Source organism: Achromobacter sp. Root565, assembly GCF_001427425.1.
Classification (GTDB): domain Bacteria; phylum Pseudomonadota; class Gammaproteobacteria; order Burkholderiales; family Burkholderiaceae_B; genus Achromobacter; species Achromobacter spanius_D.
This window is the reverse complement of record NZ_LMGO01000005.1, coordinates 170,411-195,281: the sequence shown is the minus strand read 5'-3', so window position 1 is coordinate 195,281 and position 24,871 is coordinate 170,411. Positions and strand designations below refer to the sequence as shown.

25 protein-coding genes are annotated in these 24,871 nt (G+C 65.8%); 18 read left to right on the top strand and 7 right to left on the bottom strand.

Annotation, left to right across the window (positions count from 1 at the left end):
• Positions 1-7: 7 nt before the first annotated feature.
• Entirely contained in the window at positions 8-859 is an 852-nt protein-coding gene (locus tag ASD71_RS17585) for a sulfurtransferase (RefSeq protein WP_056567458.1), read from the top strand.
• 55 nt (positions 860-914) lie between these two features.
• Here ASD71_RS17585 and ASD71_RS17580 read toward each other — a convergent pair whose 3' ends face one another.
• Both ASD71_RS17580 and ASD71_RS17575 read right to left on the bottom strand, forming a co-directional pair.
• Positions 915-1,484, bottom strand: a complete 570-nt coding sequence (locus tag ASD71_RS17580; protein WP_056567455.1) for a phosphonate degradation HD-domain oxygenase — start codon at positions 1,482-1,484, stop codon at positions 915-917.
• Positions 1,485-1,536: 52 nt separating this feature from the next.
• Positions 1,537-2,400 carry a LysR family transcriptional regulator gene (locus tag ASD71_RS17575; protein WP_056569401.1) on the bottom strand — a complete coding sequence of 288 codons (864 nt, stop codon included), beginning with the start codon at positions 2,398-2,400 and terminating at the stop codon, positions 1,537-1,539.
• Positions 2,401-2,546: 146 nt separating this feature from the next.
• Here ASD71_RS17575 and ASD71_RS17570 point away from each other — a divergent pair, with 146 nt between their 5' ends.
• The 5 genes from ASD71_RS17570 to ASD71_RS17550 all read left to right on the top strand — a co-directional run bounded on the left by ASD71_RS17570 (position 2,547) and on the right by ASD71_RS17550 (position 8,630).
• Entirely contained in the window at positions 2,547-3,620 is a 1,074-nt protein-coding gene (locus ASD71_RS17570) for a putative 2-aminoethylphosphonate ABC transporter ATP-binding protein (protein ID WP_056567454.1), read from the top strand.
• The gene (locus ASD71_RS17565; RefSeq protein WP_162253569.1) at positions 3,598-5,412 is read left to right on the top strand and encodes a putative 2-aminoethylphosphonate ABC transporter permease subunit; all 1,815 of its coding nucleotides are present in this window, start codon (positions 3,598-3,600) and stop codon (positions 5,410-5,412) included. Before ASD71_RS17570 ends, ASD71_RS17565 begins: the two co-directional genes overlap by 23 nt.
• A 17-nt stretch (positions 5,413-5,429) precedes the next feature.
• Positions 5,430-6,260 (top strand): phosphonoacetaldehyde hydrolase, encoded by an 831-nt coding sequence (phnX, locus tag ASD71_RS17560; protein WP_200949444.1) that lies wholly within the window; start codon positions 5,430-5,432, stop codon positions 6,258-6,260.
• A gap of 128 nt (positions 6,261-6,388) precedes the next feature.
• A complete protein-coding gene (locus ASD71_RS17555; RefSeq protein WP_056567448.1) occupies positions 6,389-7,411 on the top strand; it encodes a putative 2-aminoethylphosphonate ABC transporter substrate-binding protein in 1,023 nt (340 codons plus the stop codon).
• Positions 7,412-7,499: 88 nt separating this feature from the next.
• Positions 7,500-8,630: a TIGR03364 family FAD-dependent oxidoreductase gene (locus tag ASD71_RS17550; RefSeq protein ID WP_056567445.1), complete on the top strand. Its 1,131-nt coding sequence runs from the start codon at positions 7,500-7,502 to the stop codon at positions 8,628-8,630.
• Between the two features lie 90 nt (positions 8,631-8,720).
• Here the strand turns inward: ASD71_RS17550 and ASD71_RS17545 are convergent, their stop codons facing one another.
• The 3 genes from ASD71_RS17545 to ASD71_RS17535 form a co-directional block, all read right to left on the bottom strand.
• Positions 8,721-9,866, bottom strand: coding sequence for an aromatic ring-hydroxylating dioxygenase subunit alpha (locus tag ASD71_RS17545; RefSeq protein WP_056567443.1), 1,146 nt, complete (start codon positions 9,864-9,866; stop codon positions 8,721-8,723).
• A 290-nt stretch (positions 9,867-10,156) separates the two neighbouring features.
• The gene (locus tag ASD71_RS17540) at positions 10,157-11,167 is read right to left on the bottom strand and encodes an acyltransferase (RefSeq protein WP_056567440.1); all 1,011 of its coding nucleotides are present in this window, start codon (positions 11,165-11,167) and stop codon (positions 10,157-10,159) included.
• A 226-nt stretch (positions 11,168-11,393) separates the two neighbouring features.
• Positions 11,394-12,362 carry a tripartite tricarboxylate transporter substrate binding protein gene (locus ASD71_RS17535; protein WP_056567437.1) on the bottom strand — a complete coding sequence of 323 codons (969 nt, stop codon included), beginning with the start codon at positions 12,360-12,362 and terminating at the stop codon, positions 11,394-11,396.
• A 168-nt stretch (positions 12,363-12,530) separates the two neighbouring features.
• On the opposite strand from ASD71_RS17535, the gene ASD71_RS17530 reads away from it, so the two are divergent.
• The 12 genes from ASD71_RS17530 to ASD71_RS17475 all read left to right on the top strand — a co-directional run bounded on the left by ASD71_RS17530 (position 12,531) and on the right by ASD71_RS17475 (position 22,630).
• On the top strand, positions 12,531-13,385 hold the full coding sequence (locus ASD71_RS17530) for an IclR family transcriptional regulator (protein ID WP_056567434.1): 855 nt from the start codon (positions 12,531-12,533) through the stop codon (positions 13,383-13,385).
• A gap of 81 nt (positions 13,386-13,466) precedes the next feature.
• Complete coding sequence (locus tag ASD71_RS17525; RefSeq protein WP_056567431.1) at positions 13,467-13,733, top strand: exodeoxyribonuclease VII small subunit; 267 nt, start codon at positions 13,467-13,469, stop codon at positions 13,731-13,733.
• Positions 13,734-13,740: 7 nt separating this feature from the next.
• Positions 13,741-14,652: a polyprenyl synthetase family protein gene (locus tag ASD71_RS17520; protein ID WP_056567428.1), complete on the top strand. Its 912-nt coding sequence runs from the start codon at positions 13,741-13,743 to the stop codon at positions 14,650-14,652.
• 54 nt (positions 14,653-14,706) lie between these two features.
• A complete protein-coding gene (dxs, locus tag ASD71_RS17515) occupies positions 14,707-16,569 on the top strand; it encodes a 1-deoxy-D-xylulose-5-phosphate synthase (protein ID WP_056567425.1) in 1,863 nt (620 codons plus the stop codon).
• A 209-nt stretch (positions 16,570-16,778) separates the two neighbouring features.
• Positions 16,779-17,576 (top strand): GTP cyclohydrolase FolE2, encoded by a 798-nt coding sequence (folE2, locus tag ASD71_RS17510; RefSeq protein WP_056567423.1) that lies wholly within the window; start codon positions 16,779-16,781, stop codon positions 17,574-17,576.
• A 4-nt stretch (positions 17,577-17,580) separates the two neighbouring features.
• The gene (locus tag ASD71_RS17505; RefSeq protein WP_056567421.1) at positions 17,581-18,504 is read left to right on the top strand and encodes a DUF817 domain-containing protein; all 924 of its coding nucleotides are present in this window, start codon (positions 17,581-17,583) and stop codon (positions 18,502-18,504) included.
• 185 nt (positions 18,505-18,689) lie between these two features.
• On the top strand, positions 18,690-19,064 hold the full coding sequence (gene rpsF, locus ASD71_RS17500) for a 30S ribosomal protein S6 (RefSeq protein ID WP_056567418.1): 375 nt from the start codon (positions 18,690-18,692) through the stop codon (positions 19,062-19,064).
• 50 nt (positions 19,065-19,114) lie between these two features.
• Positions 19,115-19,438 carry a primosomal replication protein N gene (priB, locus tag ASD71_RS17495; protein WP_056567416.1) on the top strand — a complete coding sequence of 108 codons (324 nt, stop codon included), beginning with the start codon at positions 19,115-19,117 and terminating at the stop codon, positions 19,436-19,438.
• 99 nt (positions 19,439-19,537) lie between these two features.
• Positions 19,538-19,810 carry a 30S ribosomal protein S18 gene (rpsR, locus tag ASD71_RS17490; protein WP_056567414.1) on the top strand — a complete coding sequence of 91 codons (273 nt, stop codon included), beginning with the start codon at positions 19,538-19,540 and terminating at the stop codon, positions 19,808-19,810.
• 14 nt (positions 19,811-19,824) lie between these two features.
• Positions 19,825-20,280 (top strand): 50S ribosomal protein L9, encoded by a 456-nt coding sequence (gene rplI, locus ASD71_RS17485; RefSeq protein WP_056567412.1) that lies wholly within the window; start codon positions 19,825-19,827, stop codon positions 20,278-20,280.
• Positions 20,281-20,411: 131 nt separating this feature from the next.
• A complete protein-coding gene (locus ASD71_RS17480) occupies positions 20,412-21,251 on the top strand; it encodes an RIO1 family regulatory kinase/ATPase (RefSeq protein ID WP_056569395.1) in 840 nt (279 codons plus the stop codon).
• Complete coding sequence (locus ASD71_RS17475; protein WP_056567408.1) at positions 21,248-22,630, top strand: replicative DNA helicase; 1,383 nt, start codon at positions 21,248-21,250, stop codon at positions 22,628-22,630. The genes ASD71_RS17480 and ASD71_RS17475 overlap by 4 nt, the downstream gene beginning before the upstream one ends.
• A 70-nt stretch (positions 22,631-22,700) precedes the next feature.
• On the opposite strand, the gene ASD71_RS17470 is transcribed toward ASD71_RS17475, so the two are convergent.
• Together ASD71_RS17470 and pdxA are read right to left on the bottom strand one after the other, a co-directional pair.
• Entirely contained in the window at positions 22,701-23,678 is a 978-nt protein-coding gene (locus ASD71_RS17470; RefSeq protein WP_056569392.1) for a bile acid:sodium symporter family protein, read from the bottom strand.
• 161 nt (positions 23,679-23,839) lie between these two features.
• Positions 23,840-24,832 (bottom strand): 4-hydroxythreonine-4-phosphate dehydrogenase PdxA, encoded by a 993-nt coding sequence (gene pdxA / locus ASD71_RS17465; RefSeq protein WP_082578986.1) that lies wholly within the window; start codon positions 24,830-24,832, stop codon positions 23,840-23,842.
• Positions 24,833-24,871 lie beyond the last annotated feature (39 nt).

Here is a 24,871-nt window from a genome sequence, read left to right as displayed (position 1 = left end):
CCCTCGCATGACGACGACCCTGATCTCCGCCGCCGACCTGGCCGCGCGCCTGGACAACCCCGACGTGCGCGTGTTCGACGTCCGCCACGACCTGACCAACCATGCGGCGGGCCGCCAGGCCTACGACGCGGGCCACATTCCCGGCGCCCGTTACCTCGACCACGAAACCGAGCTGGCTGCCGCGCGCACGGGCAAGAACGGCCGCCATCCGCTGCCGGACCGCGCCCAGTTCGGCGCGCTGATGGCCGCGCACGGCGTGACCCCCAGCACGCTGGTGGTGGCGTACGACGCCAGCGGCGGCATGTACGCGGCGCATCTGTGGTGGATGCTGCGGTGGCTGGGCCATGACCAGGTTGCCGTGCTGGACGGCGGCTGGCAGGCCTGGACGGCCGCGGGCCTGCCCGTCAGCCTCGACGCGGCGCCTGCCGTGCAGCCGGGTAATCCGGTCGAACCGGGCGCGCGGCTGGCCGGCACGGTGGACGCCCAGACCGTGCTGTCCAACATTGCCCAGCCATCCTTCACCGTGATCGACGCGCGCGCCGCCAACCGCTATCGCGGCGAGGTCGAACCCATGGACCCGGTAGCCGGCCATATCCCCGGCGCGCTGAACCGCCCGAATGGTGAAAACCTGCAGCCGGACGGCCGCTTCAAGTCAGCCGACGCGCTGCGCGCGGAGTTCGGCACGCTTCTGGCTGGGCGCGATCCGGCGTCCATCGTCCATCAGTGCGGATCGGGCATCACTGCCTGCCACAACCTGCTGTCGATGGAAATCGCCGGCCTGCCGGGCTCGCGGCTGTATCCGGGATCCTGGAGCGAATGGTGCAGCGATCCCGCCCGCCCGGTGGCCAAGGGCGAATGAACGACAAAAAGCCAGGGCATTCACCCTGGCTTTTTTCATGGACGCGGGCCAGCAGTTACCAGACCGCGGCCAGCTTGACGCGTCCGGACACGGTTTCGGCGATTTCCAGGAAGTGATCGAGCGGCGGCGTCGCCAGGCCCGGCACCTTGGCCATGTCGTCCCAGCGCCGCAGGCGTATCGCGTCGGGCGCGCCGGGCATGCTGGCGAAGTCCACGGCCTGGCCGGCGTCAAAACTGCCGCCCTGCAATGCCAGGCTGCGGCGGGAATCTTCGGACAGCCTTGCTTCGTACTGCGGCTCGACATAGCAGAGGTAGCGCTTGGCCTCGACGTGCAGGCGGATGGGATCCAGCACGGCGGCGCTGAACAGCCCGCGCAGGAAGGGCAGCACGAAATACTGGTGCTTGTCGTCGATGCCGCGCAGTGTCGGCGTGCCGGGACGATCGGCAATCAGGTGGCCCAGATCATGCAGCAGGCACGCCGTGATGAGATGGGCGTTGGCGCCGTTCTGCTCGGCCAGCGTCGCCGTCTGCAGCGCGTGCCGCAGATGGCTGACGGATTCGCCATGATAGGAACGGTGCCCGCGTTCCAGGAAGAGTTGTTCGATTTCCTGCAGGGTCAAGGCCATGGTTGTCTCCTGAGTGGCCGCAAGGGAAAGAGGCGGGCAGTGACCGCAACGGTCAGCCGGCTGCCGGCGCCATCTCCAGAAAGCGCGCGATAAGCTGCACCGGTTGGCGCTCGCGCAGGCAGTACAGGTACTCATTCATCACGATGCCGGCGTCCTGGATGTCCAGGGCGGCCAGATCGGGGTGGGACGGAATCTCGCGTGACGGGATCAGGCTGATGCCCAGCTCGCACAGGATGGCTTGGCGGATCGATTCGCGGCTGCCGATTTCCAGCGTGCGGCGCATGGTGACGCCGGACGCCTGCAGCGCTTCTTCGGTCAGCTGGCGCGTCATCGAGCCGGGCTCGCGCAAGAGCAGCGCGTGCTCGGCCAGATCGGCCAGCCGCACCTGGGCGCGCCGCGCTAGCGGATGGGCCCGGTGCGTGACGACGCGGATCGGGTCCGCGGCGATCTTGCGCCGGTACAGATGCTTGTCATCCGTCAGAAAGGAAGACGTGGCAATCTCGATGCGGTAATCCTGCAACGCCCGGAGCATCGACTGCGAATTGCCGATCGTCACGGTCAGGTCGATGCCGGGATAGCGCTGGTTGTAGCGCCGCACGGTATCCATGATGTAGTAGGGCCCGGTTGCGCCGATGCGCAGATTGCCTTCGCGCAGGTCGCTCGCGTCGCGCAGCCGGAAGTCGATCTCGGTCTCCTGCTGCACCAATTTCTCGACCATCGGCATCAGGTTCTGCCCGGCGTCCGACAGTCGCATGCCGCGCCCCTGCCGGTGAAACAGTTCGATTCCGTAGCGCGATTCGAGCTGGCGCAGTTGCCCCGTCACCGTGGGCTGGCTCACACCCAGTTGGGCGGCGGCCTTGGTGACGGTTCCGCAGCGGGCCACGGCATAGAAGGATTTGAGTTCGGCGACGAGCACGGTCGGGGGGCGAGGGTTGGACGCAATGCGCAAGACCGCCAGTACACCAAAATAATTTGATGTTTTTATTACTGCATTTGCGCGAAGTGTCATAAACGCTCAATACGCCGCTTCCATACTGCCTTCGTTCCCAGACCGGAGGCCCCATGCCCCAACGCGATACCGCCTTTCTCTCCGTGCAGAATCTCGTCAAGCGATTCGGCACCCACACGGCGTTGGCCGATGTGTCGCTGGATATCCGCGCCGGAGAATTGGTGTGTCTGCTGGGGCCGTCGGGTTGCGGCAAGACGACGCTGCTGCGCGCGATCGCCGGGCTGGAGCGCCAGGACAGCGGAACCATCGTGCTGTCGGGCCGCGACATCTCCCATGCCGAACCGCAGGCGCGAGACTACGGGATCCTGTTCCAGTCCTATGCGCTGTTTCCGAACCTGACCGTGGCCCAGAACGTGGCCTACGGCCTGAGCGGCAAGCGCGCCCATCGCAGCCATGTTGCCAGCCGTGTCGAGGAAATGCTGACTTTGGTGGGCCTGGCGGGCGCGTCGCACAAGTACCCCGGCCAGATCTCGGGCGGCCAGCAGCAGCGCGTGGCGCTGGCGCGCGCGTTGGCGCCGTCGCCGTCCCTGCTGTTGCTGGACGAACCCATGTCGGCGCTGGATGCGCGCGTGCGTGAACACCTGCGCATCGAATTGCGCGCGCTGCAAAAGCGCCTGTCCATCACCACGCTCATGGTGACGCATGACCAGGAAGAGGCCATGGTGATGGCCGACCGCATCGCCGTGATGAACGGCGGCGTCATCGAGCAGTACGGCACGCCGCGCGAACTGTATCGCCAGCCGGGATCGGCCTTCATCGCCGATTTCGTGGGCGAGGCCAACTGGCTGCCGTTCGAACGCATCGACGACCATCGCGCCCGCGTGGGGCGCCAGGAGCTGGCGGTGGATGCGGCCCTGGACGCCGGTTCCGGCAAGCTTTTCGTGCGGCCCGAGGCCGTGCGCGTCAGCATGACAAAGCCGGAAGAATCCAATTCCATGCTGGCCGACGTGCTGGACGGCGTGTTCCTGGGACGCAGCTATCGTCTTGCGTTGCGTCTGGAAGGCGTGCCCGGCGCCACCGTGCATTCCATCGTGTCCCCTGAAACCGGAGACGCCCTGCTGGGCGCTCACGCTGCCGGCCGTTGCTGGGTGGAGCTGCCGCGCCATGCGATACGCGCCTACGCTTGATCCGGCCGTGAACAATTCCCGCGCCATCGGCCAGCCCGCCGCGGTTTCCGCCGCGCCCGCAATCCCCACGTCCGCCGCCGCGCCGCTGCCTGCCTTGGGACGCCGCCCGATGCCCGCCTGGATTGGCGCGCTGGGATTGGCGCTGGGGCAGGGCGGCCTGGCGCTCGGTCTCCTGATATTCCTGGCGTTGCCGTTGGCGGCGATCCTCCTTAAATCCGTCACGGACGCCGACGGCGGCTGGGCGGGCCTGTCGGTCATCGCCAGCATCGTCGGCGCCGACGGATTCATGGACATGGTCGGGCGCAGCCTGGCCGTGGGCGTCGTGACGACCCTGCTGGTGGTGCCCTGCGCCTACGGCTTTGCCTATGGCCTCACCCGCACCCGCCTGCCGGGCAAGGGGCTGCTGCGCACGATCGCGCTGCTGCCGCTGCTGGCGCCGTCACTGCTGCCCGGCATCGCACTGGTCTACCTGCTGGGCAATCAGGGCCTGCTCAAGGGTCTGACCGGCGGCGCCACCATCTATGGCTTCTGGGGCATCGTGGTGGGCGAGGCGTTCTACACGTTTCCGCATGCGCTCATGATTTTGCTGACGGGCCTGGCGCTGGCCGACGGCCGGCTTTATGACGCGGCGCGCGCCATGGGCGCGGGGCCGTGGCGCACCTTCATGACGGTCACGCTGCCCGGCACGCGCTACGCGGTGTTCTCGGCCTGCTGCGTGGTGTTCACGCTGACCGTCACGGACTTCGGCGTGCCCAAGGTCGTCGGTGGCGACTACAACGTGCTGGCCATGGAAGCCTATAAGGCGGTGGTGGGACAGCAGAATTTCCCAAAGGGGGCAGCCATCGGCATATTGCTGCTGCTGCCGGCCCTGCTGACCTTTGTGCTGGATCGCCGGTTGCGTGCCCGTCAGGGCGCCCAGATGAGCGGCCGCGCGCAGCCTTATGCGGCCGGCATGAACGGCCGGCGCGACGCGGCGTTCCTGATCCTGTCCGGCGTGATGGCGGCCTTCCTGCTGCTGATCATCGGCGTGGCGGTCTGGGCCTCGTTCGTGAAGATGTGGCCGTACAACCTGTCGATGTCGCTGCGTTCGTACGACTTCGACAACATGGACGGCGGCGGCTGGCTGGCGTGGCGCAACAGCCTGCAGCTCGCGTTCTGCACCGCGCTCGTGGGCACCCTGGTGGTCTTTGTCGGCGCGTGGATGATGGAGAAGGTGCCCGCCCGCGGCACGATGGCGCGCGGCTTGCGCGGCATGGCCGGCATGCTGGCGCTGATGCCGATGGCGGTGCCGGGACTGGTGCTGGGCCTGGGCTACATCTTCTTCTTCAACAGCCTGTCGAACCCGCTGAACATGCTGTACGGCACGATGCCGCTGCTCGTGTTGTGCACGGTCGTCCACTTCTATACCAGCGCGCATCTGACCGCCGCCACCGCGCTCAATGCGCTGGACCCGGAGTTCGAGGCCGCCTCCGCCTCGCTGAAGGTGCCGCGCCTGACGACCTTTGTGCGCGTGACGCTGCCCATGTGCCTGCCCGCGGCGCTGGATGTGGCCCGCTACCTTTTCGTTTCCGCCATGACGACCGTGTCGGCGGTGGTGTTTCTGTACAGCCCGTCCACGGTGCTGGCCGCCGTCGCCGTGCTTAACATGGATGACGCCGGCTTCATCGGCCCGGCCGCCGCCATGTGCACGGTCATCATGGCCAGCTCAGCCGTTGCCGCGCTGGTCCTGCACCTGGCGAGCCGTGCCCTGGTGGCGCGCACCCAGGCCTGGCGGCGCCCGGCGTCCCGATGACCGACCATTTTTCCAGGATGACTTCCATGACTGTTCAACCTTTGCCCGTCCGCCTCGAGGCGGTGATCTTCGACTGGGCCGGCACGCTGGTCGACTTCGGATCCTTCGCGCCCACCAAGGTGTTCGTGGATGCGTTCTCGCAGTTCGGCATGGACGTGTCGCTGAAGGAAGCGCGCGGCCCGATGGGCATGGGCAAGTGGGACCACATCCGCACGCTGTGCGACCAGCCCGCCATTGCCACCCAATACCAGGCCCGCTTCGGCCGCCTGCCCAGCGACGACGACGTGACCGCCATCTACGAGCGCTTCCTGCCCATGCAACTGGAGAAGGTCGCGCAGTATTCCGCCGCCATCCCCGGCGCCGCCGACGTGCTGCGCGCCTTGCGCGAACGCGGCCTGAAGATCGGGTCGTGCTCCGGCTATCCCGCCAGCGTGATGGCCCGAGTGGTCGAACGCGCCGCCACCGAGGACCTGGCGCCCGACTGCATCGTCGCCAGCGACGAGGTGCCGCGCGCGCGTCCCGCGCCCGCCATGGCCTTGAAGAATGTGGTGGAGCTTGGCCTGTCCGACGTGGCCGGCTGCATCAAGGTCGACGACACCGCGCCCGGCATCGAAGAGGGCCGCCGCGCGGGCATGTGGACCGTGGGGCTGCTGCTGTCCGGCAACGCCGCGGGCCTGACGCTGGACGAATACCTGGGCCTTTCCGACACCGCTCGCGACGCGGCGCGCAATGCTGCACGCGACGAGCTGAATCCGACCGGCCCGCACTACCTGATCGACACGGTGGCCGACCTGCCGGCCGTGGTCGAGGACATTCAAGCCCGTCTGGCCCGAGGCGAACGCCCCTGAACTAGACGCCTGCCGCCCGGCGCTCCGGGCCACCCCACACCTTTTGACTTACCGCCATCCGCAGCCGGCACCCTCCGGCCGTGGGGACCTCGTTCATCCTGTTTTTCCTCTCACTCACGGAGTTGTTCATGAATCGCTACAAGCTGCTTGCACTGGCCGCCGCCCTGACGGGCGTGATGGGCGCCGCCTCGGCCGAGACCACGCTGACCGTCTACACGGCGCTGGAAGCCGACCAGATCAAGGCCTATCAAGCTGCCTTCGAAAAGGCCAATCCCGACATCAAGATCCAGTGGGTGCGCGACTCCACGGGGATCATCGCCGCCAAGCTGCTGGCCGAGAAGAACAATCCCAAGGCCGACGTGATCTGGGGCCTGGCCGGCACCGCGCTGGGCCTGATGGACAAGGAAGGCATGCTGCAGCCTTACGCGCCGAAGGGCCTGGATCAGATCGCCGCCAACATGCGCGATGCCAAGGCCGAGCCCGCCTGGGTCGGCATGGACGGCTACGCCGCCGCCATCTGCTTCAACACGATCGAAGCCGAAAAGCAGAAGCTGCCCAAGCCCACGTCGTGGCAGGACCTGACCAAGCCGGTCTATGCCGGCAAGATCGTCATGCCGAACCCGGCCTCGTCCGGCACGGGCTTCCTGGACGTCAGCGCCTGGCTGCAGATCTTCGGTGAAGAAAAGGGCTGGGCCTACATGGACGCCCTGCACAAGAACATCGGCTCGTACACGCACTCCGGCTCCAAGCCGTGCAACATGGCCGCCGCCGGCGAATTCCCGATCGGCATCTCGTTCGATTACCGCGCCGCCAAGCTGAAGGCCGACGGCGCACCGGTCGAAGCCGTGTTCCCGTCGGAAGGCCTGGGCTGGGAAGTCGAAGCCACCGCCATCATGAAGGGCACCAAGAACCTCGACGCCGCCCGCAAGCTGGCCGACTTCTCGGCAAGCCGCGAAGCCAACGAGCTGTACAAGGCCAACTTCGCGGTGCTGGCGATTCCGTCGATCGCGACCGCCAACCCGAACCTGCCGGCCGATCTGACCTCGCGCATGATCAAGAACGACTTCACGTGGGCCGCGACGAACCGCGACCGCATCATTGCCGAGTGGACCCGCCGCTACGACGGCAAGTCCGAGCCGAAGAAGAAGTAAATCCTGACCCACCGCGGCGGCAGCGCGCCGCCGCGCATCGGGAGGCCCGCGGCGGCCTCCCCGACATCCTTCTCGCAGTATTTCAATAATGAAGACTTACGACGTAATCGTGGTGGGCGCGGGCATGCTCGGCATCGCGCATGCCTGGGCGGCCGCCAAGCGCGGCCTTTCCGTGGCGGTTATCGAGCGCAGCCGCCAGGCGCATGGTGCGACGATCCGCAATTTCGGCCAGGTCATCGTGACGGGGCAGGCGCCGGGCACGATGCTGTCGCACGCGCAGCAGTCCCGCGAGCTGTGGCTCGATCTGGCGGACAAGGCGGGTTTTCATGTGCACGCCAATGGCGCCCTGGTGCTGGCCCGCAACGCCGACGAGGCCGACGTGCTGCAGGAATTCGCGGACACGCGGATGCGGCAGGAAGGCTACCGCGCGGACCTCTTGTCCGCGCGGGATGTGGCGGGACTGTACGGCGGGCAGCTTGCGCACCACTGCATGGCGCTGCGCGGTCACGATGACCTGCAGATCTATTCGCGTGAGGCGCTGCCGGCCATCACGCACTATCTGCAGTCCGTGCTGGGCGTCGACTTCATCACCGGAACCCTGGCGCGCGCCGTGGAGAACGGCGAAGTCGGCACCTCGGCGGGCGACTTCAAGGCGTCGCATGTGTTCGTGTGCCCGGGCCACGATTACCTGACCCTGCTGCCCGAGCAATTTGCGCCGTTGAACCTGGAGGTCACGCGCCTGCAGATGCTGCGCGCGGTGTTCGACGGCGCGCCCGTGCCGCTGGACCGGCCACTGCTCACCGGCCTGTCCTGCGTGCATTACGGCGCGTTCTCGGACCTGCCGACGGCACAGACGCTGCGCGGCGTGATCCAGGCGCGCACGCCGATGCTGCTGGAAAACGGCATCCATCTGCTGATCAGTCCCACGCCGTATGGCGAGCTGATCATCGGCGACTCGCACCAGTACGGGCAGGACGCGCTGCCGTTCAACGACGAAGCCGTCGATAACGCCATGCTGGATCTTGCCTCGCAGGCGCTGGGCGCGCGGCTGCGCGTGGTCGAGCGGTGGCAGGGCGTCTACGGCGCGCACGGACCGGCGCCGTTTTCCGTGATGCCGGTGGACGCGGCGACCACGGTGGCGGTCATGCACTCCGGCGTGGGCATGACAGTGGGACTGGCGATCGGTGAACGGACGGTGGCTGGCGTCACCGGACGCTGAACCGCGCACCGCGGTTGGACGGAAAAAGGGCCTTGCGAATCGTGAAGGATGTCGCAAGGCCCTTTGTCATGCGGGCTGAAGCGGTAAGGTCTACACCGACTGCATGATGCGGCGGTACCACTCGTGAAAGTGCTGCATGCCGTCTTCCATGGGCGACTGGTACGGACCCGTCTCGTTCACGCCGCGCAGCATCAAGGCCTTGCGGCCGGCATCCATGCGTTCGGCGATCTCGTCGTCTTCGATGGCCGTTTCCATGTAGGCCGCGCGTTGCGCCTCGACGAACTCGCGCTCGAAGGCGGCGATTTCCTCGGGGTAGTAGAACTCGACCACGTTGATCGTTTCCTGCGGGCCCTTCGGGTACAGCGTGGACAGCACCAGCACGTGCGGATAGAGCTCGATCATGTGGGTCGGGAAGTACGTGACCCACACGGCGCCGAAGTCGGGGGCGTCGCCTTCGCGGAACGACAGCAGGCGGTCGTGCCACTGCTTGTACACGTCCGAACCCGGCTGTGCCAGCGCGTTGTGCACGCCCACCTTCTGCAGGCTGTACCAGTCGTTGAACTCCCAGGTCAGGTCGTCGCACGTGACGAAACGCCCCAGTCCGGGATGGAACGGGCCGACGTGGTAGTCCTCGAGGTAGACCTCGATGAAGGTCTTCCAGTTGTAGTTGCACTGATGCACTTCAACGTGGTCCAGCACGTAATCGCCGAAGTCGAACTCGGGACGCCCAAACAACGGCGCCATGTCTGCAGCCGGGTCGCGCGGGCCTTCGAAGAGCAGCCCGTGGCAATCGCGCAGGCGGAACTTCTGCAGGTTCATGCAAGGCGTGGTCTCGAACTGCGGCGCGCCCAACAACTCGCCTTGGTTGTTGTACGTCCAGCGGTGCAACGGGCAGACGATGTTGCCGCCAGTCGCTTTCAGATTGCCATGCGTGTTGCAGTTGCCGGCCACGTTGCCGGCTTCGCCACCAAGCATCAATGCCTGACGGTGACGGCAGACATTTGAGATGAGTTCGACGCCATGCTGGTTGCGAACCAGCGAGCGCCCTCCGTTTTCCTGGACCAACGTACGCCAATCCCCGATTTCGGGCACCAATTTCTGGTGGCCGACGTAGAGCGAGGATTGCTTGAAAATGAGTTCTTGCTCGCGGGCAAAGAGGGCTTCGTCAAAATAAGCGCTGACGGGTAGCTGGGTGCGAGCTGGCACGACATGTGCCATCCGACCGATGTCGGTCATGATTCCCTCCGCTCGGATAAAAAAGCCAGGACGGTTTGAGCCTTGCCAGGCGCTTTTGTTCAAGTCCAGGTCCCTCGCGGTGTGTTCCGGGGGCCTTGTTCATGAATTCGAGCCTGGGTGAATCCGTTCTGGCGCGAAGAAAAATCGGTGTCTGGCCGATCAAATAAGCCGTGAATTGTACCCCAAGGGATTGGGCCACGCCCGCGTCAAAAGGCCGGGCCATTCGAGGGAATCCCGGGGTGGGTTTGACCGCGCTCAAACCGCGAACAACCCCATGCGCCGTAGGGCTTTCAGACGAGGCGGCGCGTGGCCGGATGGCGCCGAAGCAACCAGCTGCTGGCGGCCGATAATGCAAACACCATCATCGTCAGCAACGGCACCACCCACGCGTCGCGGTCCTGCCCCGAGAAGGCGCCGATGCGGCGCGCGACATCCAGAAAGACCGGATGGATGAGGTATACGCCAAACGTCAACGGGGCCAGCGCCGCCAGCCTGGGCAACCGGGGCGAGGACACGATCCATTGGAATGCGGCCAGCGACATGAACGGCACCGTCAGGCTGAAGTAGTCGTAGAAGTAGGTGTCCAGCACTTGGCCGTTGGACATGATGGTCACGCCCAACGCGGTCGCGGCCACGGTGGCGGCCAGCATCAAACCTGGGCGCGGAACGCGCATCTCGCCATCGAAGATCAGACGGCCCGCGACGAAGTAGCCAAGGTATGGCAGGAACCACGTCAGGAAAAAGCCATGCGGCGCGCCGAGCGCGCGGCGGTACAGGGCATCAAGAATTGCCACCCCCAGGATGCCGACGACCCACAGCGCGCGCGCCTTGGGCGTGCTGCGCACGTACAGCACCCGGACCAGCGGCGCGAACAGGTACAGCCCCACGATCATGTACAGATACCAGAGGTGGTAGTAGGGCTCGCCCTGCGCAACCTTGCGCGGCCAGAACGAAAAATCGACGCGGCCGTCGTCCCACCAGTCCAGGCCCGTGCGCCATGCCAGGTAGAACAGCGTCCAGAACAGGAGAGGGGCGCAGATCCGCGCGAGGCGCCGGCTGTAGAAGCGCCTCGCATCCTGCGGCTTGTCGGGATCGAGCAGCAGCGCGCCGCTCACCATCACAAAGACAGGCACGCACCAGCGCGCGGCGGAGTCATACAGATTGGCGGCCAGCCATGCGCCGCGGCCGTGAGCGGCGGGATCGCTGACGATCAAGGCGGCGCTGTGCAGCAGAACGACGGCCAACGCAGCCAGCCAGCGGGCTGAGTCCAGGCGGGCGTATCGGTCTTCGGTTTGAGGCATCGGGCTCCCTGGAATGGTTCGGCGTTTGCGCGTTACGTTCGCGCTTTACCTTAGCAGCGCCATGGCGCCGATTTCTGTATCCAGGGGTTAGACCGCGCGTAAAAAACCGACAGGGCCGGGACGGCGCTGTCGGGGAAATGGTGCGCTCGCGGCAGGGCCACGGGCGCACCGATCGCGGGCCGGCACTCCGCGAACGTTTTGTCACGAAACCGGCATGAAGGCAGGCTTACTGCAGAACGATGTTGGCCTGCTTGATGAGCTGCGACACGATGGGTTGCTCGGTCTTGATCTGCTTGTCCAGCTCGGCCGCCGTGCCCGAACGCGGGTCAATGCCCATGTCCAGCAGGCGCTTCTTGACCGCTTCGTCCTTCAGCGTTTCGGTCAGCGCGGCTTGCAGGCGCTCGACGACCGGCGCCGGCGTGCCCTTGGGGGCCACGAAGCTGAACCAGGCGGTCATGTCGAACGCGGGGTAGCCTTGTTCGGCCAGCGTGCTCACGTCGGGCTGGGTCGCCAGGCGCGTGGGGCTCGTGATCGCGAAGACCTTGACCTTGCCGGCGTCGGCTTGCGGCATGCCGGTCGCCACCATGTCGAAGAACAGGTCCACGTCGCCGCTGATCAACGCGGGCAGGGCCTGCGTGGCGCCCTTGAAGGGCACGTGCAGGATGTCGATGCCGGCGCGTTCCTTGAACAGTTCGCCGGCCAGGTGCGACGAGGTGCCCGGGCCGAAGGTCGCGAACGTCAGCTTGCCCGGATTCTGCTTGGCATACGCAACGACGTCCTGCGTGCTGTTGAACGGCCGCTTCGGCGTGGAAAGCAGGACCAGCGGGCCGACGCCGACCATGCCGATCTTGGCGAAGCTATCCGGGTCGTAGGGCAGTTCCTTATACAGATAGCGGTTGGTCACCAGCGTCGAGTTGGTGGCCATCAGGATGGTGTAGCCGTCCGGCGCTTCGCGCGAGACATAGGCCGCGCCAATCGACGTGCCCGCTCCGGCCTTGTTTTCCACGATCATGGACTGGCCCAGGTTCTTGGCCATCCGCTCGGCCAGGACGCGCGTCAGCACGTCGGTCGCGCCGCCGGCCGGGAAGGGCGAAATCACCTTGATCGGGCGGGCCGGATACGTATCGGCCTGGGCGCCCAGCGCGGCGGCGCTAAGCATCAGGGTGGCGAGCAGTTTGAAGCTGTTGCGAATCATGTTTTCCCCTTGAAATCGCGTGGTCAGAGTGGATCGCCGGGCCAGGCTTGGCTGACGCCCATGTCGTTCATGGCGCCGCTTGCCAGGTCTCCTTGGATGTTTTAAATTCCGGAATATGGAATTTAATTCTGTCTTTCGAAATAAACTATAAAAACGAAGCGTATATAAATGCAACCGTTTTCTGCCGGCAAGCGCATTGCCCTCCCGCCATCCAAGCCGGACCAGAAGCTTGAACTGAGCCTGCCCGCTCGCCGCAAACGGGCCGCTGGCGCGGGCGAGGGCGCCAATTCCCCCGACTTCATCACGGCGCTGGCGCGCGGCCTGGACGTGCTGCGGTGCTTTCGCCACGGCGTGGCCGCGCTGGGCAACCTGGATCTGGCGCGCCTGACCGGCCTGCCCAAGCCCACCATCAGCCGGATCACCTACACGCTGACGGAACTGGGCTACCTGCGCTACCACCCCGACACGGGCAAGTACTCGCCCGGCTACGGCGTGCTGGCGCTGGGGTTTGGCCTGCTTGCCGGACTTGAGGTGCGCGAACTGGCCAAGGCCTCAATGTCCGATCTGGCGCGCGAGACCGGCGGCGCGGTGGCCCTGGGCGCGTTCGACGGCGACGCCATGACTTATGTCGAGGCGATCCACGGCTCGTCCGCGCTGTACCTGCGCCTGCCCGTTGGCTATCGCGCCACGCTGGACAGCGCCATGGGACGGGCGTACCTGGCCAGCCTGCCCGAAGACGAGTGCGACGCGGTCCTGGCGCGGCTGGACCAGGCCGCGCCGGCGCCCGAGGCCATTGCCCGGGCGCGCGCCGAACTGGCGCAAGCCGGCTGCTGCTGCGCCATCGGCGAATGGCAGTCCGGCATCAACGCCGTGGCCGTGCCGTTCACGTCCATCACGGGCGAGGGCGTCTTCGTCATGAGCTGCGGCGGGCCGGCCAGCCTGCTGGAGGCCTCGCATCTGCGCGACCGCGTGGCGCCCGCGCTCCTGGCGGCGGTGGCGGGCCTGGCGGGCACGCCGGCCTAGGGCGCGGGGCGCATCCGGGCCGTGCTTGGCTATCTCGTACAATTCACGGATTAATCCACCCCCAAGTGCCCGGAGGCCCGTTTGGCCAAACCCACTCAAGCTGATCCGCAGAACGACGATCGTCCCTTGCCCCAGGATTTCGAAACGGCCCTGGCCGAACTGGAATCGCTGGTCGCGGCCATGGAAGACGGATCGCTGCCGCTCGAGCAATCGCTGGCTGCCTACCGGCGCGGCGTGGCGCTCACGCGGGTCTGCCAGGATCGCCTGGCGCAGGCCGAGCAGCAGGTCAAGGTCCTCGAAGGCGGCCTGCTGCGGCCGCTGGATCCCGCGGCACTGGACGACGAATAAGACACCGATGAAGCAAACTCAACTCGCTTTTTCCGAGTGGTTGCAAGGCCGTGCGCGGCACGTCGAAGACGTGCTCGACGACCTGCTGCCGCCGGTGGATCAGCCGCCTGCCCGGCTGCACGAGGCCATGCGTTACGCCGTGCTCGGCGGCGGCAAGCGCGTGCGCGCTGCCCTCGTCTATGCCGCTGGACAGGCCTGCCCCGTCAGCGGCAGCGTGCTCGCCATCGAGGCCTCGCTGGACCGCGCGGCGGCCGCTGTGGAACTGATCCACGCCTATTCGCTGATCCATGACGACCTGCCCTGCATGGACGACGACACGCTGCGCCGTGGCCGGCCCACCACGCACGTGCAGTTCGACGAGGCCACCGCCATGCTCGCGGGCGATGCGTTGCAGCCGCTGGCGTTTGAGCTGGTCGCCTCCATGCCCATCGCCCCGGCGCTCATCGTCCAGGCTACCCAGTCGCTGGCTCGCGCGGCCGGCAGCCAGGGCATGGCAGGCGGGCAGGCCATCGACCTCTTCAGCGTCGGCCGCGCGCTGTCGCGCGATGAACTGCAAATGATGCACGGCATGAAGACCGGCGCGATGCTGGCGTGCAGCGTGGCGTTGGGCGGCATCGTGGCGGGCGCCAGCTCGGCCTCGCGCCAGGCGCTGGACGCCTACGCGCAGGCCATGGGCCTGGCGTTCCAGGTGGTCGACGACATTCTCGACGTCACCGCGGACAGCGCCAGCCTGGGCAAGACTCCGGGCAAGGACGCCGCTGAAAACAAGCCCACGTATGTGTCCCTGCTGGGCCTGGACGAGGCCCGGGCCTTTGCCGAGGAACTGCGCGTGGCGGCGCTGGCCGCCCTGGCGCCGCTGGGCGACGCCGGCGCGCGTCTGGCCCAGCTTGCCGACTTCATCGTTCTTCGAGACCGCTGATCCGAGATCAGCCCGGCCTTCTTGGTAGGCCGGGCCAACGAACCCCATAAAAGCATGACGACAGATTTACTGGACCGCATTCAATCGCCGGCTGACCTCAAGCGCCTGGATCGTCGCGAACTGAAAAAGCTCGCCGACGAACTGCGCGGCTTCGTGCTGGAGTCGGTATCCAAAACGGGCGGACACCTGTCGTCCAACCTGGGCACCGTCGAGCTCACGCTGGCGCTGCACCAGGTGTTCGACACGCCGCATGACCGCATCGTGTGGGACGTGGGCCATCAGTCCTATCCGCACAAGATTCTGACGGGACGCCGCGCCGGCATGGCCAAGCTGCGCCAGCAGGGGGGCATTTCGGGCTTTCCGAAACGCAGTGAGTCCGAGTACGACGCCTTCGGCACCGCGCATTCGTCCACGTCGATCTCCGCGGCCCTGGGCATGGCGGTGGCTTCGCGCAATGCGGGCGAACAGCGCCAGCACATCGCCGTGATCGGCGACGGCGCCATGTCCGCGGGCATGGCGTTCGAGGCCATGAACAATGCGGGCGTCACGCCCGACATCAACCTGCTGGTGATCCTGAACGACAACGACATGTCGATCTCGCCGCCGGTGGGGGCGCTGAACCGTTATCTGGCGCGCCTGATGTCCGGACGTTTTTACGCCGCGGCCAAGAATGTGGGTCGGGCGGTGCTGCAGCATGTGCCGCCGGTGCTTGAACTGGCGCGCCGCTTCGAGGAACACGCCAAGGGCATGGTCACGCCCGCCACGCTGTTCGAAGAGCTGGGCTTCAACTACGTCGGCCCCATCGACGGCCACGACCTCGATGCGCTGGTTCCCACGCTGCAGAACCTCAAGGCCCTGGAAGGCCTGCAATTCCTGCATGTCGTCACGCGCAAGGGCCAGGGCTACAAGCTGGCGGAAGCCGATCCCGTGCTCTACCACGGTCCCGGCAAATTCGATCCGGCCGTTGGCATCCAGCAATCCAAGGCGCCCGGCAAGCGCACCTTCACGCAGGTGTTCGGCACGTGGCTGTGCGACACGGCGCAGCAGGATTCGCGCCTGGTGGCCGTCACGCCCGCCATGCGCGAGGGCAGCGGCCTGGTCGAATTCGAACAGCGCTTCCCGCAGCGGTATTTCGATGTGGGCATCGCCGAACAGCATGCCGTCACGTTCGCCGCGGGCGTGGCATGCGAAGGCCAGAAGCCGGTCGTCGCCATCTACTCCACCTTCATGCAGCGCGGCTACGACCAGTTCATCCATGACGTCGCCTTGCAGAACCTGGACGTCACGTTCGCGCTGGACCGCGCCGGCATCGTGGGCGCGGACGGCGCCACGCACGCCGGCAATTACGACATCGCTTTCCTGCGCTGCGTGCCGAACATGGTGGTGGCCACGCCCTCCGACGAAAACGAAACCCGCCTGCTTCTGTCGACCTGTTATCAGCACCCCGGTCCGGCATCGGTGCGTTACCCGCGCGGCGCCGGCTGCGGCGCGGCGGAAGGCGGCGGTCTGGATACCGTGGAACTGGGCAAGGGAGTCGTGCGCCGAGAAGGCAAGAAGATCGCCATCCTGGGCTTTGGCACGCTGGTGCAAGCCGCGCTGGGCGCCGCCGGCAAGCTGGACGCCACCGTGGCCGACATGCGCTTTGCCAAGCCGATCGACCGCGACCTGATCCTGGACCTGGCCAGCCGCCACGACGCGCTCGTGACGCTGGAAGACGCCTGCATCATGGGCGGCGCGGGCAGCGCGGTGCTCGAAGTCCTGAGCGCCGCCGGCGTGCTGATCCCCGTGCTGCAGCTTGGCCTGCCGGACGAATTCATCGACCACGGTGAGCAATCGGCCCTCCTGGTCGGGCTCGGCCTGGATGCCGCGGGCATCGAGCAGTCGATCCGCACGCGTTACGCAGACCTGCTGAAGTGATTCGGCTGATTTGATCCGGCTGATCCTTGCGGCCGAGGGCAGGCGCCTTCGGCCGCAAGGATGAAACACACTGTTCCGGCCCCGCCCGCATGGGATCCGAGGGGTTACCCCTTCTCAACGCGCATGGCTGGGCGATAATTAGCCCCTTCTCAAGACAACCCGGCCAGCACGTTGCTCCACGGCGGACCGGCCCGGACAGGTAAGCCGAAATGAATTCTCCGATCGACCCCGCCCTCGTGATGCCCGACGTCCAAAGCTCGACGGACACGCGGCATATCCCGATTCAGCGCGTCGGCATCCGCGGCGTGCGTCATCCCATGCTGGTCCAGAGCGGCGACGGCTCGGCGCAAGGCACGGTGGCCAACTGGACGCTGACCGTGGCCCTGCCGCCCGAAGAAAAGGGCACGCACATGTCCCGCTTCGTGGCCTTGCTCGAAAAATACCGCAGCACGCCCATGACGCCGGCGCTGTTCCGCACCATGGCGGCCGACATGCTGCCGCTGCTGCATGCCGAGCGCGGCGACATCACCGCCTCGTTCCCGTACTTCATCAACAAGTCCGCGCCGATCTCCGGCGTGCAGAGCCTGCTGGACTACGAGGTCCAGTGGATCGCGCGCGCGCAGGCCGGCCACGTCGAATTCGAGCTCGTGGTCCAGGTGCCGGTCACCAGCCTTTGCCCGTGTTCGAAGGCCATCTCCGAATACGGCGCACACAACCAGCGTTCGCATGTCACGGTGTCGGCCATCCTGAATGAAGACATCTCGATGGACGGCGTGATCCGCCTGATCGAAGACGAAGGCTCGTGCGAACTGTGGGGCCTGCTAAAGCGTCCCGACGAAAAGTTCGTCACCGAACGCGCCTACGACAATCCCAAATTCGTCGAGGACCTGGTGCGCGATGTGGCGGCCCGCCTGAATGCGCATCCCGGCATCGCGCGCTATCGCGTCGAGGCCGAAAACTTCGAGTCCATCCACAACCACTCGGCCTACGCCGTCGTCGAAGGCTGAGGCGGTGCGTCATCCGGCGGCCAGCGACTGGCCGCTCATCGCCGATCTGCAGCAGTGGGAAGCGCGGCTGGCCAGCAACCTCGCGAGCCGCGGCCGTTTGGGCGTGGCGCTTTACGAGTTCTTCCGCTTCGGCGTGAAGCAGGCGTGGGCGTGCCTCTTCGGCGGCCTGATGTGCGCGCTGCTGCTGGGCACGCACTGGTGGTATCCCAAGGACGCGGCGCTGGCGCGCTATGACTTCCTGACCCTCGCCGCGCTCGGCATCCAGGCCGCGCTGCTCGCGCTGCGCATGGAAACCTGGAGCGAGGCGCGCGTGATCCTGATGTTCCATGTGGTCGGCACCTGCATGGAGATCTTCAAGACCGCCGCCGGCTCGTGGATCTATCCCGAGGCCAGCTTGCTGCGCGTCGGCGGCGTTCCGCTGTTCACCGGCTTCATGTATGCCGCAGTGGGCAGCTACCTGGCCCGCGTGTGGCGGCTCTTTGATTTCCGCTTCCGCGCGCATCCGCCGCTGGCCGCCACCGCGTTGTTGTCGGTGCTGATCTACCTGAATTTCTTCGCGCACCATTACGTCTCGGACTTCCGGTGGGCGCTTTTCGCGATGACGGCCGTGTTGTTCGCGCGCACGTGGGTGTACTTCCGCATCTGGCAGGTCTACCGGCGCATGCCGCTGCTGCTGGGCTTCGTGCTGGTGGCGCTCTTCATCTGGTTTGCCGAAAACATCGGCACCTTCGCCAATGCGTGGCGCTATCCCAACCAGTCGCAGGTCTGGCAGGTCGTGTCCATCGCCAAGCTGGGCTCGTGGTTCCTGCTCATGATCATCAGCTACGTCATGGTCAGCGCCGTCAACCGGCCGCGGGCGATCACGGCAGCCGATCTGCCCGCCCCGACGGGGCAGGCACCCGTCAGAGACGCGTCCCTTATTTCTTGAGCTTGCGCCGGCTTGCAAGCGGCCGCTCAATCGGTGATAATCGAGAGCTTTCTTGCTCGACCACCCATGGTTTTTGGGTAGCGGGCTGCCCCTTGCGGCGAACGTCGATGATGTTGATCCACCCATGATGGAAAGCGCGGGTGCAAGACGTTAGGCCAGCAAGACATCCTCAAGGAGTTTTACCCATGCGTCACTACGAAGTAGTGTTTATCGTTCACCCCGACCAAAGCGAGCAAGTGCCCGCCATGGTCGAGCGTTACCAAGCACTGGTCACGGGCCAAGGCGGCTCGATCCATCGCCTGGAAGACTGGGGCCGCCGTCAACTGGCCTACCCGATCCAGAAGCTCGTCAAGGCTCACTACGTCTGCCTGAACATCGAGTGCGGCCAAGCCACGCTGGATGAGCTGGAACACTCGTTCCGCTACAACGACGCCGTGCTGCGCCACCTGGTCATCAAGACCAAGAAGGCCCAGACCACTCCGTCGATCATGATGAAGTCGGTCGAGCGCGAAGAAGCCCGCAAGGCTTCGGCGGAAGCTACCCCGGCCCAGGCCGAGTAAGCAGGCTCACGCAGAGCTCATTCCATCAAGTCCCCTCGGTGCCTGGCAGGATGAACAAGCTGGAACTCAGCGCCCGCGTTCTCGAATGCGAGCCTTTGCGCCACACACCCGCCGGTTTGCCAGCGCTGGAAATGCTGCTGGCGCACGAGTCGGAGGTCATCGAAGCCGGCCACCCGCGCCGTGTCGAACTGACGATCGCCGCCGTGGCATTGGGAGATCTGGCGTTGCTGTTGAGAAACACCGCTTTAGGGTCTGAATTGCTGGTGCAGGGGTTTTTGGCTCCCGCGCGCAAGGACTCGGTGAAGATCAAGCTGCATCTGCAGCAGGCGCGCAAGATCAGCGGTAGCGCTGGACGCGATCCGCAGGTGGCCTGAACGGAATGAGACCAAGGGTGCGAGAGCGCCTTCTGAATACGGATAGGTTATGGGGAAGTGGGCAATGACCCAGTCCCCTCAAACATAAAGGCACATATCATGGCTTTCTTCGGAAAACGCAAAGAAAAACGCAAATTCACGCAGCAGAACCCGCTCTTCAAGCGTCGTAAGTTCTGCCGCTTCACCGCAGCCGGCGTCGAAGAGATCGACTACAAGGATCTGGACACCCTGCGCGACTTCGTGCAAGAAAACGGCAAGATCATCCCGGCTCGCCTGACCGGCACCAAGGCAATCTACCAGCGCCAGCTGGACTCCGCCATCAAGCGCGCGCGCTTCCTGGCTCTGTTGCCTTACACCGACAACCACAACTAATCCGGGGCACTGAAATGCAAGTTATTCTGCTCGAAAAAGTCGTCAACCTGGGCAACCTGGGTGAAGTCGTGCGCGTGCGTGATGGCTACGCCCGCAACTTCCTGATTCCCCAGAAGAAGGCCCGTCGCGCAACCGACGCCGCCCTGAAGGAATTCGAAGCCCGTCGCGCCGAGCTGGAAAAGGTCCAAGCTGAAAAGCTGGCCGCCTCCCAAGCTTTGGGCGACCGCATGAACGGCTACCAGCTCAAGATCGTTCAGAAGGCCGGCGTTGACGGTCGTCTGTTCGGTTCGGTCACCAACGCCGACATCGCCGAAGGCCTGAAGAAGGCTTCGTTCGAAGCCGTCGAAAAGTCGCAAGTGCGTCTGCCCAATGGCCAACTGAAGGCCATCGGCGAATACCCGGTTCAGGTCGCCCTGCACGCCGACGTCGTGGTCGACATCACGGTTCTGGTCGAAGGCGAACTGTCCTAATCCGGCAGTCGCGGTAAAAAGAAGCCGGCCCGCGTGCCGGCTTTTTTTCTTTCCGCGGCAATGTACCGATTTTTTGTTGAATGGTGCGCGGCCCCGCACCCTCGTTTTACGCTGTCATTTTCGAGGACCTCTTGACTCATCCGCCTGTCCATCACAACGCGCCGCCCGGTTTGCGAGCCTGGCTCGACAGCGTGGATGCGTCGCGTGAACCTTCGGTGCGGGATGTGACGATAGATGGCGTGCGCTGCATCATCAAGCGGCGCCGGCCCGGCATCCTGCAGGGCGTAAGCTACGTGCTGCGCTACGTGCGCGCCTTGTTCCTTGCCGTGGGTTGCAAGGTGTTCCTGGGCGAATTTCCGCGCCCCAGCGTGCTGCTGCGCAATGGCCTGGCCCACGAAGGGCAACGCCTGGCGCAGTTGCTGGAAGCCGGTTGCCGTGTCCCCGAGGTATGGTGGCGCGAGCAGAACCTGCTCGTGCTGGAATTCGTGGGTGAAGACCTGGCGGACCTCATCCGCAACGAAGACTCCACCTCGCGCCTGTGGCTCACGCGTGCTGCGGCGGCCGACCTGGCCGCTTTCCATGCCCGCGGCATGTGGCATGGCGGGGCGCAGATCCGCAACGTGACTTTGCGCGACGGCGAGATCTGGCGCATCGACTTCGAAGAAAACATCGGCGCGACGCTGTCGCGTCCGTTGGCGCAGGCGTACGACCTGTTCCAGATGCTGGCCTCGCTGGTGTCGTTGCGTAAACTGGGCGATGCCGATGCGCGCACGCTGGGCAAGCTGGCGCTCGACGTCTACCTGGACAGCAACCCCGAACCCGAGGTCCGGGCCCGCTTGAAGCGCCTGGCGCGCGTGCTGTGCGGCATTGCCATGCCGCTGCGCCCCGTTCTTGCCCGATTCCCCTCGCGCGACATCCAAGGGTTTTTCCGCGTCGCGGATATCCTGCAGCCGTTACTATTGAAGCCATGAACACACCCGCCGATTCCCAGCTCGAGTACCTGCGCGTTCCCCCTCATTCCATCGAGGCCGAGCAGTCGGTGCTGGGCGGATTGATGCTGGACAACGCCGCTTGGGACCGCATCGCGGACGTGCTCCTCGAAGAAGACTTCTACCGCCACGACCACCGGCTGATCTGGCACCACATTGCGCGCCTGATCGGTCTGGCGCGTCCGGCCGACGTCATCACCGTGCACGAGTCCCTCGTCAGCGCGGGCAAGGCCGAAGAGTCTGGCGGGCTGGCCTACCTGAACGCCCTGGCGCACAACACGCCGTCAGCCGCCAACATCCGCCGTTACGGCGAGATCGTGCGCGAGCGCGCCATGCTGCGCAAGCTGGTGTCGATCGCGGATGAAATCTCCTCGGCCGCCATGAATCCGCAGGGCAAGGAAGCGCGCCAACTGCTGGACGAGGCCGAATCCAAGGTGTTCAAGATCGCCCAGGAAGGCGCACGCGGCGCGGCAGGCTTCCAAGAGATCCAACCGCTGCTGACGCAGGTGGTCGAGCGCATCGACGAGCTCTACCACCGCGAGAGCACATCCGACGTGACGGGCGTCCCCACGGGCTTCACGGATCTGGACAAGATGACGTCCGGCATGCAGGGCGGCGACCTGATCATCGTGGCGGGCCGCCCGTCCATGGGCAAGACGTCGTTCTCCATGAACATCGGCGAGCACGTCGCCATCGAAGAGGGCCTGCCCGTGGCAGTGTTCTCCATGGAAATGGGCGCGGTGCAGCTCGCCATGCGTATGCTGGGCTCCGTGGGCCTGCTGGATCAGCACCGCATGCGTACCGGCAAGCTGATCGCCGAAGACTGGCCGCGCGTCACGCACGCCGTGCAGCTCATGCAGGACGCGCAGGTCTACATCGACGAATCCCCGGCGCTCAGTCCGATGGAAGTGCGCGCCCGCGCGCGCCGCCTGGCTCGCCAATGCGGCCAGCTTGGCCTCATCATCATCGACTACCTGCAGCTCATGTCCGGCAACGGTTCCGGCGAAAACCGGGCTACTGAAGTGTCGGAAATCAGCCGTTCGCTCAAGGGTCTGGCCAAGGAATTGAATTGCCCGCTGATCGCGCTGTCGCAGCTCAACCGAAGCCTGGAACAGCGCCCCAACAAGCGTCCCGTCATGAGCGACTTGCGCGAATCCGGCGCAATCGAACAGGATGCGGACGTAATCCTGTTCATTTACCGGGACGAGGTCTATAACCCCGATTCGCCGGACAAGGGCACGGCCGAGATCATCATCGGCAAGCAGCGTAACGGCCCGATCGGCTCGGTGCGCCTGACGTTCCAGGGCTCCAGCACGCGCTTCCTGAACTTCTCCGGCGCGCAGCCGCGGGACATGTACTGATCCCGGCAACGGCCACGGCCAATAAAAAACCGCGCTTCGCAGCGCGGTTTTTTTTCGTCTTGAACGGCGATCAGTGCGTGGCGTCCGGCCGCTTGCCGTAGCGCGCCGCAAGCACGCCGCAGACCATGAGCTGGATCTGGTGGAACAGCATCAGCGGCAGTACCACCGCACCCACGGCGTGGCCGGCGAACAGGACCTGGGCCATCGGAATGCCGCTGGCCAGGCTTTTCTTCGAACCGCAGAAGAGCAGCGTGATGCGGTCTTCGATGCTGAATCCGAACAGCCGGCCTGCCAGTGCGGACAAGCCCAGCGCCAGCGCCAGGATTACGCAGCAGGTCACGACCAGGCCAACCAGCGCGGGGATCGGGGTGCTGCTCCACAGGCCTTCATTGATGGCTTCGGAGAACGCCGTGTAGACCACCAGCAGGATCGAGCCCTGGTCCACGAACTTCAGCATGGCCTTGCGCTTGTGCACCCAGGCGCCGATCCAGCGTCGCGCGAACTGGCCCAGCACGAAGGGCAGGAGCAGTTGCAGCATGATCTTGCCGACCGCATCGAACGAGATCGGCGCGCTGCCGGCGTTGGCCACGACCGTGCCGACTAGCAGCGGCGTGAGGAAGATGCCCAGCAGGCTGGACGCCGAGGCGCTGCACACCGCCGCGGGAACGTTGCCGCGCGCCATCGACGTGAATGCGATGGCCGACTGCACCGTGGCGGGCAGGCAGCACAGGAACAGGATGCCCAGGTAAAGCTCGGGCGTCACCAGCGGCTCCAGCACCGGCTGAAGGGCCAATCCCAGCAGCGGGAACATCAGGAACGTGGCCGAGAAGATGGTCAGGTGCAGCTTCCAGTGCGTGAGGCCGGCGATGATGGCCTCGCGGGAAAGGCGCGCGCCGTGCAGGAAGAACAGCAGGCCGACGGCCACATTGGTGATCCAGCCGAACACGACCACGCCTTGCCCATGTGCGGGCAGGAAGCTGGCGATGATGACGGTGCAGATCAGGTAGAGGGTGAAGCGGTCGGGCAGAAGTCGAACGAGGCGGGACATGGGATGGGAGGAAGAACGGAAAAGCGGCGGCGCGGGGCGCCGGAAACGGGGCGTATTGTAGACCCGCACCGGCGCGGGTTCTTCGCCCGAGGGACGCAAGCGTCCGCGTGTTGAGGCAGTCTGCTGGTCTTTCAGGCGCGCTTGGGCGCTCAGTCAGGCGTTCAGTCAGGCGCTCTGGGCGTCATCGCCAGCGCAAGATCAAACGCCGTCACCAGCGAGGCGTGATCGGCCACGCCCTGGCCGGCGATGTCGAATGCGGTGCCGTGGTCCACGCTGGTGCGCACGAACGGCAGCCCGACGGTGACGTTCACGCCGTGGTCCACGCCCAGATACTTCACCGGGATGAGGCCCTGGTCGTGGTATTGCGCCACCACGATGTCGAACTCCCCGCGCCGGGCGCGCATGAAGATGGTGTCGCCCGGCCAGGGGCCGCTGGCCTCGATGCCTTCCGCGCGGGCGGCGGCGATGGCCGGTTCGATGATGTCCATGTCTTCGCGCCCGAACTTTCCGCCTTCACCGGCATGCGGATTCAGCCCCGCGACGGCGACGCGCGGATGTGCGATGCCCATCTGGCGGCAGGCGCGGTCCGCAAGACGCATCGCGGTCAATTCGGCCTGCGGCGTGATCCGCGCCATGACGTCGGCCAGCGCGACGTGGATGGTCACCAGCAGCACGCGCAGCTCGTCGTTGGCAAGCATCATCGCGAAGTCCCGCGTCCCGGAGCGGTCCGCCAGGATTTCGGTGTGGCCGGGATAATCAATGCCGGCCTCGTGCATGGACTTCTTGTTCAGTGGGGCGGTCACGATGGCGCGGATGTGTCCGGCAAGCGCATCGTCGATGGCCGCGCACACATAATCGTAGGCGCCGCGGCCCGCCAGGGCGCTGACCTTTCCCAGCGGCAGGCCGGCGGGCAGGGCGGCGCTGCAGGCCACGACCTGGATACCGGCCGCGTCCGGCCGGGCCTGGCTGATGTCCGCGATCTCGGTGATATCCAGGCGGGCGCCCAATTGCGTTGCCGCGCGGCGCAGCGCGCCAGCATCGCCATACACCACACAGGGCGCGGCCAGTCCCTGCACACAGGCCTTGACGACGATTTCGGGACCGATGCCGGCGGCATCGCCCATGGTGATGCCCACGGGCAGGAGAGTGTTCACGGTGCTGGCAGAAAGAGGGGGGACACGGGAAATGCTACA